Origin of the sequence: Paractinoplanes abujensis, from assembly GCF_014204895.1 — a bacterium.
In the GTDB taxonomy this organism is placed as follows: domain Bacteria; phylum Actinomycetota; class Actinomycetes; order Mycobacteriales; family Micromonosporaceae; genus Actinoplanes; species Actinoplanes abujensis.
Genome location: NZ_JACHMF010000001.1, coordinates 3,198,954 through 3,215,253 on the forward strand (window position 1 = coordinate 3,198,954; position 16,300 = coordinate 3,215,253).

Below are 16,300 nucleotides of genomic sequence, written 5' to 3' on the forward strand. Positions count from 1 at the left end.
AGAGAGTTATGATGGCGGAGTGTCAACCGGTGTTTCGATGGCGGCCCCGGATCGGCTGGAGCTGGTCCGTCGATTCGTCAACACCCTGGACATCGAGGACGGCGTCGATGCCATCGGGGACACCGAGGGCCTGCGCCGCTGGCTGAGCTCGGCCGGCTTGGGGCCGGCCGGGCCGGTCGGCGACGACGAGTTCCGCCGGGCGCACGAGCTTCGCGAAGCCTTGCGGACGGCGGCCTTCTGCAATCACGACAGGGTCGCTCTGCCCATCGCGGTGACGACCGTCCTGGACGACGTCGCGCGCCGGGCGGCCATCGCGTTCTCCTTCACCCCCGAGCGCGACTGGCACGCGACAGCGCAGGCGCAGGGTGCCGACGGAGCGCTCGGCGAAATCGTTCTCCGGGTGATCGAATCGATGACCGCGGGCACCTGGCCGAGGCTCAAAGTGTGCGCCCGGGACACGTGCCGCTGGGCGTTCTACGACACCTCCCGCGGCGGCACCGGGAAATGGTGTTCCATGCGACTGTGCGGCAACCGGGCCAAGCAGGAGGCCTGGCGCGACCGTCGCCGGACGGCTGAATAGGACGGGTGGAACCCCGCCGGCCCGTCAGGCCGGATCGGCGACGTCCGAAGCAGCGCCCAAGTGCTCGGACAGGACGCTCAGATGAGTGGTTCGGGCCTGCTCGTGCCGCTGCCGCCCCGCCGAGGTGAGCTCGACGAACACGCCGCGCCGGTCGTCCTGGCACATGGTGCGGAGCACCAAGCCGTCCTTCTCCAGGCGGGCCACCGTCCGGGAGAGGGCGCTCTGGCTCAGGTACATCTCGGAGGCGAGGTCCTGCATGCGCCGCTTGTCACACTCGCGGGTGGTGAGGCGGTCGAGCGTCTCGAAGTCGCTGAGCGTCAGCTCGTGCGCGTCCTGCAGGGCGCGTTCGAGGTGGGCGGCGACCAGGTTGTAGCTGGTCAGCAGCGAACGCCACCGATCGATCAGCGCGGAGTCGGTCACCATGCCCGGCATGCTACTCGCCGCGAGAGCTAGATGCACGCGCAATATATGTGCGCAGCTTTTATGCTTGTGCATTGAATGCGCGTGCATCTAGTGTCGCCGACGTGCTCACATCAGAGATTCTTCCCGCGGCGCCGGCGAGGCCCTCCGTTCAGGCGTGGAACGCCCGGCTCTGGGGCGTGCTCGCGGTCCTGTGCGCCGTGCTCTTCCTCGACGGCCTCGACGTCTCCATGGTCGGTGTGGCGCTGCCGTCCATCGGCTCCGAGCTGGGCCTGTCCACGACGTCGCTGCAGTGGGTGGTCAACGGCTACGTGCTCGGCTACGGCGGCCTGCTGCTGCTCGGCGGCCGCACCGCCGACCTGCTCGGCCGGCGCCGGGTCTTTCTGATCGCGCTCGGCGTCTTCACCGTCGCCTCGCTGATCGGCGGGCTCGTGGACGACGGCGGCCTGCTCATCGCCACCCGCTTCATCAAGGGTGTGGCCGCGGCGTTCACCGCCCCCACGGCCCTGTCCATCCTCACCACCACGTTCGGAGAGGGGCCGGCCCGCAACAAGGCGCTGTCGATGTTCACCGTCTTCGGCGCCAGCGGCTACTCGTCCGGGCTGATCCTCGGTGGGGTGCTGACCAGCCTGGGCTGGCGATGGAACTTCCTCGTCCCGGTGCCGCTGGCCATCGCCGCCCTGATCGGCGGTCTCTTCCTGATCGCCCGCGACCGGCCCGCCACCGAAGGCGGCCACGACCTGGGCGGAGCGGTGACGCTCACCGCCGGCACCCTGCTCACCGTCTATGCCGTCGTGACCGCACCAGCCCGGGGCTGGCTCGCACCGACGAGTATCATCCTGTTCGTGCTGGCCGTCGCGCTGCTGACCGCCTTCGTGCTCATCAAGAACCGCGTACGGCATCCGCTGGTGCGCCTCGGCATCCTGCGCAGCGGCTCGATCGTCCGGGCCAACCTGAGCATGGTGGCCCTGCTCGGGTCGTACGTCAGCTTCCAGTTCATCATGACGCTGTACCTGCAGGACGTCCTGCACTGGTCGCCGCTGCGGATGGCCCTCGCCCTGCTGCCGGCCGGCCTGCTGGTCGCCTTCGGTTCTCCGTTCGTGGGCCGGCTCATCGACCGCTACGGAACGACCCGCCTGATCACCGTCGCGATGATCTCGCTGAGCCTGGGTTACGTGTGGATCCTGGTGACGGCGGGCAGCGACCCGCGCTACCCGGCCACCATCCTGCCCACCATGCTGCTGCTCGGTGGCGGCTTCGGTTTCGGTTTCAGCGCCATCATGGCCCAGGCGACCGACGGTGTCGACGACTCCGAGCAGGGCCTGGCCTCCGGCCTCGTGCAGTCGAGCGGTCAGGTGGGGGCCGCCCTGGTCCTCGCCGTCGTGGCCGGGCTGGTCGTCGCGGCCACCACGTCCGGCAGCTTCAGCGCTTTCCACCCCGGGGTGGGCCTGGTCACCGGCGTGGCCGTCGCGGGCCTGCTGCTCAACGTCGTCCCGCTGGCCCTGCGCCGGCCCTGACCGAGGATCCGAGCCCGGGTACGCCGTACGCGGCGGACCCGGGCCGGTCGGCGCGACGCGAGCTCAGCCCAGGTATTTCTCCCACGGGCCGGTGATGGCCAGGGTCAGGCCCGGGTCCTGCATGTTGACGAAGAGGACACGGCCGTCGTCGGTGAAGGTGGGGCCGCAGAACTCGGAGTCGTTGAGCTGGTTACGGGCGATCGCGTAGGTGGGTCCGCCCGGGAACGAGCTGAGCACGTGGGAGGCGCCGGCGCCGTCCTCGGCCAGCACCAGGCTGCCCCAGGGGGTGACGGTGACGTTGTCGGGGCCGTCGAACTGCAGGTCGGTGTATTTGGCGGGCGCCCCGTCCTCGGCCGGGGGCTGGTGCGGGAAGTACGTGACGAGCTGAATCGTCTGGTTCTGGTAGTGGTAGAACCAGACCATGCCGTCGTGGGGTGCGGCGTCGGCGGGCAGCTCGCCCTCCTCCCAGGCGTACGAGTTGACGACGTAGACGCCCTCGTCGGTACCCCACACACCCTCGAACTTGCGGCCCCGCGTGACCTGGCCGTCGGTGAACTGCTCACGGACGGGCGCGGTGCGCGCATCCCGCTCGGGCACCTCGATCCACCGTACGGGGAAGGGCCGGCCCAGCTGGGCCGAGGTCAGGTAGGCGACGTCGGGCAGCACCGACCCGTCGTCCAGGATGATCTGCATGGCGGCCAGCACCCCGGCGTCGGCGGGCAGGCGGGTCAGCACCTTGGGGCCGACCTTGACGCCGCGCGGGGCGGTCCAGCGGTAGAACAGGCCGTTGGGCTGGTCGGCGTCCTCGGACAGGTAGATGTGGGTGCGATCCTTGTCGATGGCCAGGGCCTCGTGGGCGTAACGGCCCAGGCACTTGATCGGCCGTGGGTCGGTGGTGCCGTCCGCCCACACCTCGAAGACGTAGCCGTGGTCCTTCTGGAAGACGCCCGTACGGCCGCCCTCGGCCCAGCGGGAGCCGGCCCGGTCCTCGGTCTCCTCGCAGGTCAGCCACGTGCCCCACGGGGTCGGGCCGCCGGCGCAGTTGGAGACGGTGCCGGAGATGGCCACGAACTCGCCCAGGTTGCGCCCGGCGCGGTCGGTCGTGATCACCGTGCAGCCGCCGGCGTCGAGGGCGCCCGGGTCGTAGACGGTGCCCTTGACGTGCGGCACGCCGAACTCGGCGCCGGGGTCGTTCTCGTGGTTCTGGATCAGCGTGTAGCGGCCGCGGCCCGCGTCGAAGACCGCCATGCCGTCGTGGTCGGACGGGGTGACGCCCTGACCGCGGTCGAGCTTGGTGACACCCGTACGGGTGACGATCGCGTACTGGAAACCCTCGGGCAGGGCCAGGATGCCGTCGGGGTCGTCGACGAGCGGCGGGAACGGAACGTGACCCCGGCCGGGACCGGCCGGGCGGCCCGGGTGGGCCTGGGCCAGCGACGGGACGGAACCGGCCACGGCAAGACCGACACCGGCGGCGGCGCCACCGGCGAGAAAGGTGCGGCGAGATGCAGGCATGCCGCACAGCCAACCGTCATGGACCAACACCGATGCGCCATCCACATGAGGGATCGGTGAAGAATCAGTTGCGGCCGTCCGTCAGGAGGCGACGGGCGCGCTGCCCCGCTCGAGGAGGTATTCGGCCATCGCCGGGCCGGGCATCGGGCGGGCGAAGTGGTAGCCCTGCCCGTACGTGCAGCCCATCTCGACCAGGCACCGGGCCTGCGCGTCGGTCTCGATGCCCTCGGCCACCACGTACAGCTCGTACGCGTGGGCCAGGCGCACCACGGCCTCGGCGACCGCGTACGTGCCGGGGTCGGTGTCGATGCCGGTGACGAACGAGCGGTCCATCTTGAGCACGGAGACCGGCAGCGTCCGCAGGTAGCTCAGCGCCGCGTAGCCGGTGCCGAAGTCGTCGACCGAGATGCCGATGCCCATCGCGCGCAGCGCGTTGAGCCGGTCCACGGTCTGCTCGTCGGGTTGCAGCACCACGCTCTCGGTCAGCTCGAGCACCAGGTGGTCGGCCGGGAACCCGGTCTCGTCGAGGATCGCCCGGATCGTGGGGACCAGGTCGGCCTGCACGACCTGCCGCGCGGACAGGTTGACGCTGAGCCACACGCCTTCGGCGGCGGGGTTCGTGGCCCGCCACCCGGCCGCCTGCCGGCACGCGTCGCGCAGCACCCACTCGCCGATGGGGATCACCGCGCCGGTCTCCTCGGCCAGGTCGATGAAGGCGCCCGGCATCAGCAGCCCGCGGGTGGGGTGGTTCCACCGGACGAGGGCCTCGACGGCCAGCCGCTCGCCGCCGTGCAGGTCGACCACGGGCTGGAAGTGCACGACGAGCTCGTCGTTGTCGACCGCGCGGCGCAGTTCGGCGTCGCGGGCCTGGGTGTCCAGCTCCGGTGTGAAGACGCGGAAGTGGCCGCGGCCGGCGCGCTTGGCCGCATACATGGCGACGTCGGCGTGCGCCATCAGCTGGGTGGCGTCGGAGGTGGTCTCGTCGTGGAACGCCACGCCGATGCTGGCCTCGACGCTGAGCACGAGATCGCCGAAGATCACGGGCGTGCGCAGGGCGTCGACCAGCCGCTGGGCGATGCTCTCGGCAGCGGCCCGGCCGGGCAGGGCGGGCAGCACGACGGCGAACTCGTCGCCGCCGAGCCGGCCCGCGGTGTCGCCGGAACGGATCACGGCGCGCATCGCCGTCGCGACGGCCTGCAGCACGGCGTCGCCGGCTTCGTGCCCGTGCGCGTCGTTGATCGGCTTGAAGCGGTCGAGGTCGATCAGCAGGACGGCGCTGAGCCGGCCCTTGCGCGGCGGCTGCGCGGTCACGTCGGCCAGCCGCTCGGTGATCAGCGCGCGGTTGTAGAGCCCGGTCAGCGGGTCGGTGACGGCCAGGCGCCGGTTCTCGCGCTGGGCGAACATCTGCCGGGCGATGACGAGGCTGGTCAGCACGACCGCGCCGAACATCATCCCGCCCAGGGGGTAGAAGTCCTGCTCGCGGGCGAGGAAGGTCATCAGCCCGTACGCGAGGGCGACCGCACCGTACGGGAGCCAGCCGAGCCGGCCCCGGCGGCCCTGACGCACGCCCTGGCTCAGGGCGTCGTGCTGCAGGCGGCGGTACACAGCCAGCAGCGAGAGGAAGGCGCCCGCGGCCCACAGCACGAACGGCCAGCTGCCGGGCCGGAAGAACACGTTGAACTGCACGTACGCGATGGTGTAGGTGCTGTCGGCGATCACCTTGAGCGCCATCGACCCGCTCAGCAGCCCCACCACGGAGCCGATCTCGGGGCGGCGCAGCAGCAGGGTGATGAATGCGAAGACCAGCAGCAGGTCGAGCACCGGGACGGCGGTCGAGAAGACGAGCACCTCGAGGTCGGCCCCGGGCATCTGCACGAGCGGGCCGATCTCCAGGTACCACAGGGCCATGCAGGCGCCGGCCACGATGATCAGCGAGTCGATGAGCAGCTTGAGGCGCTCGGTCCGGCTGCGGTGCCCGGCCGGCATCACGAGCAGACCGGCCACCACGAACGGGATGGCCGCCGAGTACAGGTAATCGGACACGCCGGGATAGGCGGGCATCTCCGGCAGATAGTTCCTGGCCAGCGAGGCCGCGTGGGCCACGGCCTGCGCGACGAAGGACACCTCGAGCAGGATCCAGGCGCGGCGCTCCCGCCGCTCCAGGCGGCTCGAACGGATCACCCGCCACGCCAGCCCCGCCGTCAGCAGGGTGACGGGCAGGTAGGCCAGGTCGTTGAGCACCTGCGCCTGCGCGTCGTCGCCCCAGCCGGTCACGTACTGGACCAGGATCGCCGCCAGCACGGCCCCCGAACCCCACACGGACGCGGCCAGCAGCCGGGACGGGTGCGCACGCAGTTCTGCCATAACCCCAAGATCGGTGCTGAACGCCCCCGGCTGTGCCCGAACGCGGTTGCGAGCCGGGAGCAAACCCGCTCAGACCGGGACGGTGAAGGCGACCCGGTACCCGCCGCCGGGGCGGGGACCGCACTGCAGGGTGCCACCGGCCAGGCGGGCCCGCTCCCGCATGCCGACCAGGCCGTGCCGGGCCCGGTCGGCGCTCTCGATCCGCGGCGGCGGGCGGGCCGGCACGTCGTTGACGATCTCGACCAGCAGCCACTCGCCGTCGAGCACCACCCGGACGCGCGTGGCGGCGCCCGGCGCGTGCCGGATCACGTTGCTCAGCGACTCCTGCACGATCCGGTACGCGGCCAGGCCCACCGGGCCGGGAACCTCCAGGTCGCCGGGCACGTCGAGGTCGACCGGGACACCGCCGAGGCGGGCCGACGCGGCCAGGTCGCCCAGATGCCGCAGGTCCGGCGCGGGCTGCCGGGCGGCCTCGTCCGTCTCGTCGCGCAGCAGGGCCAGCAGCTGCCGCATCTCGCGCATGGCGGCGCGGGTGCCGGCGGCGATCCGCCCGAACTCGGCCCGGGCGGGCTGGTCGATGTCCGTGATCCGGTACGCGGCCGAGGTCGCCTGCATGTGGATGACCGCCATGGTGTGGGCCACGATGTCGTGCAGCTCGCGGGCGATCCGGTTGCGCTCGGAGACCAGGGCCCGCTGCGCCTGTTCGAGCTCGACGTCGCGGCGGGCGGCGGCCAGCTGACGGTGCACGGCGCCGCGCTGCCGCCAGGCCATCGCGGCGAAGAGCACGAGCATCGAGTTGACCGGGAAGACGATCAGCGTCGCCTCGTCGTCGGTGAACGGGTGGGCGGCCGGGTCGAGCAGCACCAGCACGAGGGTCAGCAGCACGCTCGACCACCAGCTCACGACGGCCGTGCGCCACGGGTGCCGCAGGGCGACCCAGCCGAGGTACACCGCCAGCACCACCAGCGCCGCCTCGGGCAGCGGCCGGGCGCCGCCGGGGCGGGCCCACGCGGACAGGACGACCCCGGCGAACTGCAACAGGGTGCCCAGCCAGGGCCGCCGGACGGCGAGCGGGAACGCGGCGCACTGCGCGATCGCGGCCACCAGCGCGGCCGCCATCACTCGCCCCGCGCGCCCGCGCCGGCCAGGGCGGGCGCGCCGGCCTCGGCGGCCGCCCGGGCCCGGTGGCGGTCCCACAGCCGGCGGGCCAGTTCGCCCAGCCCGGTGATGGTCAGGGCGAGCCCGGCCCCGAGGGCCAGCCCGAGCGCCGGGTCGGACTCGAAAACGGCGCCGCCCAGGTAGCCGATCAGCCCGGAGTACGTGGCCCAGACGGTCGCCGCGATCGCAGTGAACAGCGAGAACCGGGCCAACGGGTAGCCCGTCACGCCGCCGGCGGTGACGATCGCGGTGCGGCCGCCGGGCACGAAACGGCCCGCGATGATCAGCGCTCCCCCACGGCGGTGCAGGTGCGGGCCGGCCTTGTCGGCGAGCCGGGCCAGCCGGCGGCGCCGGCGCATCTGCCGGCCGAGGGCGTAGCCGATGTGGTCGCCGATGAAGGCGCCCACGGCGGCCAGCACGATGATCAGCGGCAGGGACGGGATGCCTGACACGGCGAAGACGGCGGCCGCGATCACGACCGTCTCCGACGGGACGATCGGCAGGAACGCGTCGAGCAGGGCCAGCACGAGGACGGCCAGGTAGATGACGGGCGAGGTCAGCACGCCTTCGATCCAGTGCATCACCACCGGGATCGCTCCTCCGCCTCGAGCACCCACGCGCACAGCCCGACGACCATGAGCACGAGCGCGAGCAGGATCCGTTCGGCCAGACCCGCGTACGGGGGAAGGCTTTGCCCGAGCAGCACCGCGGGCCCGTTGACGACGGCGAACGCGAGGCACGCGGCCGAGGCCGACCACCCCGCCACCCGCAGCGCCCGGACCCGCCCGGTCACCTCGCGGCGCGCGGCCGGACGGGCCACGAGCAGGGCGATGAGCGGCGGGAGGGCAGCCGTCGCGCCCGCACCGACCCGGTGGATCACGGCCGCGACGCCGGGCTCGGAGCCGGGCAGGTTGGTGGGGAAGACGGCCAGCGCCAGCAGCGACACCGACCACACCCCCAGCAGCACGGTGAGCAGCCCCGGCCGGGGCAGCGCGCGCCGGGCGCCGGCCAGCAGACAGGCCCCCGCCGCGGCCAGCCCGCACGCGGCCAGGGCGAGCAGCACGGCGCCGGGCACTGTCGAGACCGAGTCGCTGAGCATCTGGTTCATCGGGTCGACGTGACCCACCACCAGCAGCCCCGCCCCGGCCACCGTGGCCAGGGCCAGGCTGAGCTGGGTGTGGCGATACCAGCGGCTCGTCGCGGCCCGGACCGTCGCGGTGGTCACGCGGCGACCTCGTCGAGGGTGCGCATCAGATGGTGCCCTTTCGCTGGTGGTAGCGCTTCATGGCCAGGTGGAACAGGAAGACCGGCACGGCGACGGCCCCGGTCAGCAGGAAGATCCCGCCGGGCCGGGCGAGCAGGCCGGAGAGCTGCGTGCCGAGCAGCGCGCCGAGACCGATCAGGAGCAGACCCCGTACGGCGGCGGTGGCCCCGGCCCAGGCCGCGAACCGGCGGTAGGAGATGCGCTGCAGCCCGGCCCAGATGAACGCGGGCAACGCCACGACGTCGACGATCTTGGCCGTGATGACCAGGCGCGGCAGCGGGACCTCGGCCGGCCGGCCCAGTTTGATCCTGCGCAGCCACCGGGCCACCCAGGGCCGGCGCGCGCTGCGGCCGATCAGGTAGAGCAGGGTGTCGCCGAGGACCTCGGCCAGCACGACGATCAGCCAGATGGGCCAGAACGTGGCCGCCCCGGCCGCCACGAGCGTGCCCGCGGTGATCGTCGCGGCCGGCCCCTCCAGCAGCACGAGGGGTCCGAGCACCAGGTAGGGGTGCTCGAGCACGGCCTGTGTCAGATCCATGCCCAGAAGGTTCGCGGTCCGGTGGCGCCCCGGGCGTCCCTCCGCGGGGCTCTTCGCCGTAGCTCCGTCGTAGGGGGTCGGCTGGTCCGGACGTATGACGCGTACCGTCGCGGAGGTGAGAACGGCATCGCGCACCCGGCTGCTGATCGTCGGGGCGGTCGCGGGCTTCCTGCTGGTCGTGACGTCGCTGCTGATGACCTCGGTCTACGACGTGCCGTTGCTGATCTCGTACGCCGCCGCCACCGCCCAGTGCGTGGCCCTGCCCCTGGCCCTGCGCCGCCCGTGGCCCGCGCTGCTCCTGCAACTGGCCGGGGTGGCCGCGTTCAGCCTGGGCAAGCCGGGGGTGGAGGGGTTGTGGCCGCTCCCGCTGCCGGTGATGGTGCTGCTGATCGCACACGTCGGGCTGATCGGGGCGACCCGGCCCTGGCGCGACGCCGTGATCACCTGGTGGGCCAGCGCGCTGACCGGCATCGTGCTGGTGCTGACCGACCCGCAGCACCGGCCGCTCGACGAGGCCGATCTCCCCCTGATCCTGTACGCGCTGACGTCGCTGCTGGCCGTCTTCGGCGCGATCGCCTGGAACCAGCGGGGAGCCGCCCGCCGCCAGCTGGCCGAGGTACGACACGACGTCGAGCTTGAACAGGCCCAGCGGGCCCTCGTCGAGGAGCGCAACCGGATCGCCCGCGAGCTGCACGACGTGGTCGCGCACAGCATGTCGGTCATCCACATGCAGGCCACGTCGGCGGCCTACCGGATCAAGGACATCGATCCCGAGGCGAAGCAGGAGTTCGGCCGGATCGCCGCGGGCACCCGCACCGCCCTGCACGAGATGCGGCAGTTGCTGGCCCTGCTGCGCGACGAGGACGCCGACCGCGAACTCGCGCCCGTGCCCGACCTCGAGCACCTGGGCGAGCTGACCGCCTCGGCCCGCCGCGGCGGCATCCCGGTCGAGCTGACCGTCACCGGCGACCTGGCCGCCGCGGACCTGCCCGACACGGTGGGGCTGGCCGCGTACCGGATCGTGCAGGAGTCGCTGAGCAACGTCGTGCGCCACGCCCCGGGTGCGGCGACCCGCGTGACCGTCACGCTCACCGAGGACGACCTGCTCGTCGAGGTCGTCAACGACGCGCCGGCCGAGGAGCCGCAGCCGATCGAGGCCGGCGCGCGGGCCAGTCACGGGCTGGTCGGCATGCGCGAACGGGCCCGGCTGGCCGGCGGAACCGTGGAGACCGGGCCCCGGCCCGGCGGCGGCGGTTACCGGGTCGCGGCTCGGTTCCCTCTTGTCTGAGCGGCTATCCTCGATGCCACGTTGTGCTCGGCGCCTCGGGAGGGTGATCACGGTGCATCCGGTCTAGCGACCGCCCCGGCCCGGGGCGGCACGGAGCCGGAAGGCGCCCGTATGAGCAGGACCGACAAGACCCGCCCGTGGTGGGTCCAGATGGCTGACGCCCCGATGGTGGCGTGCAAGCCGCACCACGATCACCGGTTCGGGCCGTGCACGCTGCCCGACAAGATCACCCGCGACAGCGCCGGGCTGGGCGACCACCGCCCGGGCTGCTCCTGGCAAGGCACCGAGTCGTACTGGTATCGCCGCTGCGAGAGCGCAGGGGCCCGCGAGTGGGCGTTCTGGCGGCGTACGGAGAACCGGCGGGATCGCCACCGGGCCCGGCAGGCCCTCAGAGCCATCCCGCGCGACGCAACAGACGGTGCAGGGTGAACGCGCTGACGAACAGCAGCGCCATCACGATCGGGTAGCCGTAGTGCGAGTTCAGCTCGGGCATGTGCGTGAAGTTCATGCCGTAGATGCCGGCGATGGCGGTCGGCAGCGCGGCGATCGCGGCCCATGAGGCGATCTTGCGCATGTCGTTGTTCTGCTCCACGGTCAGCTGGGCCAGGCGGGCCTGGAGCAGGGCATTGAGCACGTCGTCGAAGGCCACCACCTGCTCGACGGCGGCGGTGTGGTGGTCGGCCACGTCGCTGAAATAGCGGCGGATCTCCTTGGGCAGCTCCTTGCCGGCCAGCGCGGCCAGCGGGCGCTGCAACGGCAGCACCGCCGCTTTGAACTTCATCAGCTGGCGTTTGAGCTGGTAGATCTGCTCGACGGTGACCGGGGTGCCGGGGGCGAACACCTCGGCCTCGGTCAGCTCGATGTCGGTCTGCAGGGCGGCCGCGATGTCGACGTACGCGTCGACCAGCCGGTCCAGGATCGCGTGGACCACCGCCCACGGCCCCTGGGCCAGCGCGCGGGGGTCGGCGCTGAGGTCGGCGCGCAGCGAGCTGAGCTCCATCACGGTGCCCTGCCGGACGGTGATCACGAAGTGCGGGCCGGCGAAGAGCCGGACGAACCCGGTGCTGACGATCTCGCTGGTCGCCGTGAGCCGCTCGTGCTCGACGTACTGCGCGGCCCGGACGACGAAGAACATCACGTCCTCGTACCGCTCGATCTTGACCCGCTGCTCGCGGTGCAGGATGTCCTCGACGGCCAGCGGGTGCAGCCCGAACACCTCGGCCACCCGGCTCAGCGCGGCCTCGGTGGGCTCGTGCAGGCCCAGCCAGACGAACGCGCCCTCCTGCTCCCGGGCCCGCGCGTAGAGCCCGGCCAGGTCGGCCGCGGGCCCCGGGTCCTCGACGGCGATCCCGTCGACGAACAGCCCGCAGCCGACGATCGCCGTGTGATCGGCCCGCCCGCGGCCCACCGGCCGCGGCGGCTGCCAGGTGCGTCGGCCGTCCACGATCCCCCTCACCCCCGCCCGGAGCCTACTGCGCCCGGGTGACGCCTCAGCCGGGCAGGACCAGCTCGGCCAGGCGCTCGATCTCGTCCGGGTCGTCGGTCGCGGGGTGCAGGATCCGCTCGTCGCCGCCGATGTGCCTCGTCGCCGAGACCGGCCGCGATTCACCCGTGCTGCGCGAACTGCTCCGCAACGCCCACGCGATCGGTGACTACTGCGGGGCGCCGCCCAAGATCGCAGGTGCGGTATAACTGCCTGATGCGCTCCGCCCGTCCGCACCCGGCGCGGACCGTGACGGTGGCGTTCCTGGGCGCGGTCATGGTCGGCACGGCGATCCTGCTGCTGCCGGTGTCCCGGGCCGGGCCGGAGTCGCCGTCACTGCTGACCGCGTTCTTCACCGCCACCTCGGCCATCACCACCTCCGGCATGACGGTGGTCGACACGGCCACGTACTGGTCCGATTTCGGGCACGTGCTGCTGGCCGTGCTGACCCAAGCCGGCGGATTCGGGATCACCACGATCGCGACGCTGGCCGGCCTGCTCGTGTCGCAGCGGCTGGGGCTGCGGGGCCGGATGATGACCGGGGTCGAGACCAACACCGGGCTGGCCCACGGCGACGTGCGGCAGGTGCTCGTGCTGGCCGCGATCGTCATGTTCGCGAGCGAGACCGTGATCGCCACGATCTTCGCCACCCGGCTTCACCTGGCCTACGACGTACCGCTGGGTCAGGCGATCGGGGAAGGCGTGTTCAACGCCGTCCAAGCGTTCAACAACTGCGGCTTCTCGCTGCGCAGCGACGGGCTGACCAGCTTCGTCAGCGACTGGTGGGTCTGCGTCCCGCTGACCCTGGGCGTGATCGTCGGCGGCATCGGCGTGCCCGTGCTCTACGAGATCGGCCGGCAGACGCGCCGCCCGGCCGCCTGGACGACCCACACCAGGCTCACCGTGGGCGGCACGCTGGTGCTGCTCGTGGCCGGCTTCGTCGCGGTGCTGGGCTTCGAGTGGGGCAACGACGAGACGCTGGGGCCGCTCGGCGTACCGGGGAAGATCCTCGCGGCCTTCGTGCAGGGCACGATCCCCCGTTCCGGCGGCTTCAACACGGTCGACTTCGGCGCGGTGAACGAGGACACGTCGGCCATCATCGTCGGTCTGATGTTCATCGGCGGCGGCAGCGCGAGCACCGCCGGCGGCATCAAAGTGACGACGTTCTTCCTGCTCGCGTACGTGATCTGGACCGAGGTGCGGGGCGAACACGACGTCGTCATCGGGCGCCGCCGCATCGCCGAAGCCACCCAGCGCCAAGCCACGGCGGTCGCCCTGCTCGGCGTGGCCACCGTCGCCACCGGCACGCTGGTGCTGCTGGCCATGACCGACGGGGTGCCGTTCGACCGGGCCCTGTTCGAGGTCATGTCGGCCTTCAGCACCAGCGGCCTGACCACCGGGCTCACCGCCGAACTGACCACCGCCGGGCAGCTCGTGCTGAGTGCGATGATGTTCATCGGCCGGGTCGGAACGGTCGCCGTGGCGTCCGCGCTGGCCCTCAACACCCGGCACCGCTTGTACCGCTATCCCGAGGAGCGACCCATCGTTGGCTGAGGACATCGCACAGGACGACAACATCGTCGTGATCGGGCTGGGCCGGTTCGGCGGGCAGGTGGCCGACTCGCTGCTGCAACTCGGCCACGAGGTGCTCGGCGTCGACGAGAACCCCGAACTGGTGCAGCAGTGGTCGGACAAACTGACCCACGTCGTGCAGGCCGACTCCACCGACGAGGACGCGTTGCTGCAGGTCGGCATCAAGGAATTCACGCGCGCCGTGGTCGGCATCGGCAACGACATCGAAGCCAGCGTGCTGACCGTGCTTACCCTGCACGAACTGGGCATCCGCGAGATCTGGGCCAAGGCCGTCTCGGCCAAGCACGGCCGCATCCTGCGCTCCGTCGGCGCCCACCACGTCATCTACCCCGAGGCCACGATGGGCGAACGGGTGGCCAATCTGATCGCCAGCCGCATGCTCGACTTCATCGCGTTCGACGACGGCTTCGCCATCGCCAAGACCCGCGCCCCGCGTCACGCGGCCGGCCGCACCCTGGCCGACCTGGCCGTGCGCACCCAATACGGCATCACGGTCGTCGGCATCAAAACCCACGGCACCGACTTCCTGTACGCCGCCCCCGAGACGGTCGTGCCCGAGAACGCCGAACTGGTGGTGGCGGGCAGCACCGAACTCGTCCAGAAGTTCGCCGCCACCACCTGAAAGCAATCAGCCGAAGACGCTCGCAGCGAACTCGTCAGGGGCGCCGCGCGGTGGATCGGCGCCCGTCAAGGACTGACATCGGAGCTGAGACAGTGGACCCGACGCTGCAGGCGGTCCGGAACCATTCCATCGACGTATGGCTCGACGACGCCTTCGCGTCTGCCCCGGAAGGCACAAGGATGCTCGCGGGTCTTCAGAACCTCTACGAATACTTCGAGCTCTTCCCGGACGGTGCGGCGCTTGAAGAAGCGATCCTCGCGCGGCTGTCCGAATCCCCGGACTTGTTCGACGACGGCGAATAAGAATATGGGTGTGCTGTGGCGCGACGTGCTGGTTTCTGATCATGTTGTGGGTAGTGATGGGCTCACCGCCGAGGTCGGCGGCGTCGTGGAGATGTCGCTGCACCTGCACTGCCGGGAGCTGACGCTGCTGGGTAAGGACGAGCCGCCGGGGCCGCGGGTGCCGGAGGGCTACGGCGAGCCGGGGCAGCGGTGGGTTCAGGACCTCGTGGGCCAGGTTGCCGAGGGGCGCAGCGGCATCTGGGCGGACGGCTGGGTGCTCGACGTCGACGGTCTCGCCCTCTACGTCGACGGGACAGCTGTGCCGGAGCCGGGCGGCTGGGTGCGGGCGACCGGCGAGCTCAGCATCGCCGAGGCCTACGAGACGGACGCGTTCGAGCCCGGGGAGGAGCTGGTGCGCAAGGCCGAGCGGTCGTGGCTGGTCCGCCGGATCGTTCGCGTCGACAGGCAGTCGGGCGGGCCGGGGGCACGGCATCGGACACGCCACGTCGAGGTCGACGTCATGCGTTTCGGCCCGGGCCGGCGCCGTGGTGGCTGGTGGACGGTCGGTTATCTGCTCGATCTGGACGGAGCGGCGGCGGCCCCCTGACCGCCGCCGCTGCGCCGGTCAGTCGCGGGTCAGGACGACCTTGCCGGTGACGGTGCCCGATTCGGCCAGGGCCATCGCCTCGGCGGCGCGGCTCAGGGGCAGCGTGGCGGCGATCTGCGGGGTGATCACGCCGTCCGCCAGCAGGCCGAATACCGAGGTCAAGTCCTCGGACAGCCGCTCGCGGAACGTGGCGATTCTCCGGTGACCGGCCCAGAAATTGTAGAACTTGGCGCTTTTGCCGTTGGGCGAGTTGTTCCACATGAACAGCTGGGAGAACAGCTTCATGTAGGCCAGTTGCGCCGAGCCGGGCTCGTCCTTGATGGACGCGATGCCGTACGAGACCAGAGTTCCGCGTTTGTGCAGCAGGTGCCACGACTCTTTGAGGCCTTCGCCGCCCACGTGGTCGAAGACGGCGTCGGCACCGTTGGGAACGAGGTCGGCGATGCGGCGGGCCATGTCGGGGTCGCGGTAGTCGACCGGGGCCGCCCCGAGCTTCTCGACCGCGGTGTGGTGCCGTGACGACGCCGTGCCGATGACGCGGATGCCGGCGTGCCGGGCCAGCTGCACGAGGGTGGAGCCGACGCCGCCGTTGGCGCCGAGGACGACAATCGTTCCCCCCGTACGCACCTCGGCCACCCGGAACAGCATCTGCCACGCGGTGACGCCGTTGACGACCACGGTCTCGGCCGCGGCCGGGTCGATGCCGTCGGGCACGGCGACCAGGTCGGCCGCGTCGACCGGCACGTGGCTGGCCCACGCGCCGACCTTGGTGACCGCGGCGTACCGGCGCCCGGTCAGGCCGGTGGCCACGCCGGGGCCGACGGCGGCCACGGTGCCGACGACGTCGTAGCCGGGGACGAACGGGAACGGGGGCTGGCCGTAGTACTTGCCGCGGCGCATCTGCTGCTCGGCGAACGAGACCCCGGTGGCCTCGGTGTGCAGCACGACCTGGCCGGGACCGGGTGCGGGCAGGTCCCGCGTACGGACCTGCAGCCCGTCGGGGGCCACGAGGCCGGGCAGAACGATTTCGGTCGCGAGGGTCACTGCTTCGTCTTCTTTCTGGACCAGGG

The 16,300-nt window shown here is 71.8% G+C and carries 18 protein-coding genes; 8 read left to right on the top strand and 10 right to left on the bottom strand.

Annotated elements, in window-relative coordinates; all coding sequences use genetic code 11:
• The first annotated feature begins 19 nt into the window (after window positions 1-19).
• Window positions 20-580: a CGNR zinc finger domain-containing protein gene (locus BKA14_RS14470; protein WP_184951455.1), complete on the top strand. Its 561-nt coding sequence runs from the start codon at window positions 20-22 to the stop codon at window positions 578-580.
• A 24-nt stretch (window positions 581-604) separates the two neighbouring features.
• Here the strand turns inward: BKA14_RS14470 and BKA14_RS14475 are convergent, their stop codons facing one another.
• Window positions 605-1,003: a MarR family winged helix-turn-helix transcriptional regulator gene (locus tag BKA14_RS14475; protein ID WP_184951456.1), complete on the bottom strand. Its 399-nt coding sequence runs from the start codon at window positions 1,001-1,003 to the stop codon at window positions 605-607.
• 101 nt (window positions 1,004-1,104) lie between these two features.
• On the opposite strand from BKA14_RS14475, the gene BKA14_RS14480 reads away from it, so the two are divergent.
• Window positions 1,105-2,517, top strand: a complete 1,413-nt coding sequence (locus BKA14_RS14480) for an MFS transporter (RefSeq protein WP_239093264.1) — start codon at window positions 1,105-1,107, stop codon at window positions 2,515-2,517.
• A gap of 63 nt (window positions 2,518-2,580) precedes the next feature.
• On the opposite strand, the gene BKA14_RS14485 is transcribed toward BKA14_RS14480, so the two are convergent.
• The 6 genes from BKA14_RS14485 to BKA14_RS14510 all read right to left on the bottom strand — a co-directional run bounded on the left by BKA14_RS14485 (window position 2,581) and on the right by BKA14_RS14510 (window position 9,356).
• Window positions 2,581-4,032, bottom strand: coding sequence for an alkaline phosphatase PhoX (locus tag BKA14_RS14485; protein WP_184951457.1), 1,452 nt, complete (start codon window positions 4,030-4,032; stop codon window positions 2,581-2,583).
• Window positions 4,033-4,113: 81 nt separating this feature from the next.
• Complete coding sequence (locus BKA14_RS14490) at window positions 4,114-6,396, bottom strand: putative bifunctional diguanylate cyclase/phosphodiesterase (RefSeq protein WP_221477268.1); 2,283 nt, start codon at window positions 6,394-6,396, stop codon at window positions 4,114-4,116.
• A 69-nt stretch (window positions 6,397-6,465) separates the two neighbouring features.
• Window positions 6,466-7,515 carry a sensor histidine kinase gene (locus BKA14_RS14495; protein WP_184951458.1) on the bottom strand — a complete coding sequence of 350 codons (1,050 nt, stop codon included), beginning with the start codon at window positions 7,513-7,515 and terminating at the stop codon, window positions 6,466-6,468.
• Window positions 7,515-8,135: a DedA family protein gene (locus BKA14_RS14500; RefSeq protein ID WP_184956752.1), complete on the bottom strand. Its 621-nt coding sequence runs from the start codon at window positions 8,133-8,135 to the stop codon at window positions 7,515-7,517. The genes BKA14_RS14495 and BKA14_RS14500 overlap by 1 nt, the downstream gene beginning before the upstream one ends.
• Window positions 8,135-8,779: a DUF998 domain-containing protein gene (locus BKA14_RS14505; RefSeq protein WP_184951459.1), complete on the bottom strand. Its 645-nt coding sequence runs from the start codon at window positions 8,777-8,779 to the stop codon at window positions 8,135-8,137. Before BKA14_RS14505 ends, BKA14_RS14500 begins: the two co-directional genes overlap by 1 nt.
• 25 nt (window positions 8,780-8,804) lie before the next feature.
• Complete coding sequence (locus tag BKA14_RS14510) at window positions 8,805-9,356, bottom strand: DedA family protein (protein ID WP_184951460.1); 552 nt, start codon at window positions 9,354-9,356, stop codon at window positions 8,805-8,807.
• A 115-nt stretch (window positions 9,357-9,471) separates the two neighbouring features.
• Between BKA14_RS14510 and BKA14_RS14515 the strand changes: the two genes are divergently transcribed.
• Together BKA14_RS14515 and BKA14_RS14520 are read left to right on the top strand one after the other, a co-directional pair.
• The gene (locus BKA14_RS14515) at window positions 9,472-10,644 is read left to right on the top strand and encodes a sensor histidine kinase (protein WP_184951461.1); all 1,173 of its coding nucleotides are present in this window, start codon (window positions 9,472-9,474) and stop codon (window positions 10,642-10,644) included.
• 111 nt (window positions 10,645-10,755) lie between these two features.
• Window positions 10,756-11,073, top strand: a complete 318-nt coding sequence (locus tag BKA14_RS14520; RefSeq protein ID WP_184951462.1) for a hypothetical protein — start codon at window positions 10,756-10,758, stop codon at window positions 11,071-11,073.
• Here BKA14_RS14520 and BKA14_RS14525 read toward each other — a convergent pair.
• Window positions 11,033-12,088, bottom strand: coding sequence for a magnesium and cobalt transport protein CorA (locus tag BKA14_RS14525; protein WP_184951463.1), 1,056 nt, complete (start codon window positions 12,086-12,088; stop codon window positions 11,033-11,035). The genes BKA14_RS14520 and BKA14_RS14525 overlap by 41 nt on opposite strands.
• 46 nt (window positions 12,089-12,134) lie before the next feature.
• Complete coding sequence (locus BKA14_RS14530) at window positions 12,135-12,278, bottom strand: hypothetical protein (protein WP_184951464.1); 144 nt, start codon at window positions 12,276-12,278, stop codon at window positions 12,135-12,137.
• A gap of 65 nt (window positions 12,279-12,343) precedes the next feature.
• Between BKA14_RS14530 and BKA14_RS14535 the strand changes: the two genes are divergently transcribed.
• The 4 genes from BKA14_RS14535 (at window position 12,344) to BKA14_RS14550 (ending at window position 15,230) form a co-directional block, all read left to right on the top strand.
• Window positions 12,344-13,681, top strand: coding sequence for a TrkH family potassium uptake protein (locus BKA14_RS14535; protein ID WP_184951465.1), 1,338 nt, complete (start codon window positions 12,344-12,346; stop codon window positions 13,679-13,681).
• Entirely contained in the window at window positions 13,674-14,342 is a 669-nt protein-coding gene (locus BKA14_RS14540; RefSeq protein ID WP_184951466.1) for a potassium channel family protein, read from the top strand. The genes BKA14_RS14535 and BKA14_RS14540 overlap by 8 nt, the downstream gene beginning before the upstream one ends.
• Before the next feature lie 92 nt (window positions 14,343-14,434).
• Window positions 14,435-14,644, top strand: coding sequence for a hypothetical protein (locus BKA14_RS14545; protein ID WP_184951467.1), 210 nt, complete (start codon window positions 14,435-14,437; stop codon window positions 14,642-14,644).
• A 4-nt stretch (window positions 14,645-14,648) separates the two neighbouring features.
• Window positions 14,649-15,230, top strand: a complete 582-nt coding sequence (locus BKA14_RS14550) for a hypothetical protein (protein WP_184951468.1) — start codon at window positions 14,649-14,651, stop codon at window positions 15,228-15,230.
• 18 nt (window positions 15,231-15,248) lie between these two features.
• Here BKA14_RS14550 and BKA14_RS14555 read toward each other — a convergent pair whose 3' ends face one another.
• A complete protein-coding gene (locus BKA14_RS14555; protein ID WP_203722581.1) occupies window positions 15,249-16,274 on the bottom strand; it encodes a medium chain dehydrogenase/reductase family protein in 1,026 nt (341 codons plus the stop codon).
• Window positions 16,275-16,300 lie beyond the last annotated feature (26 nt).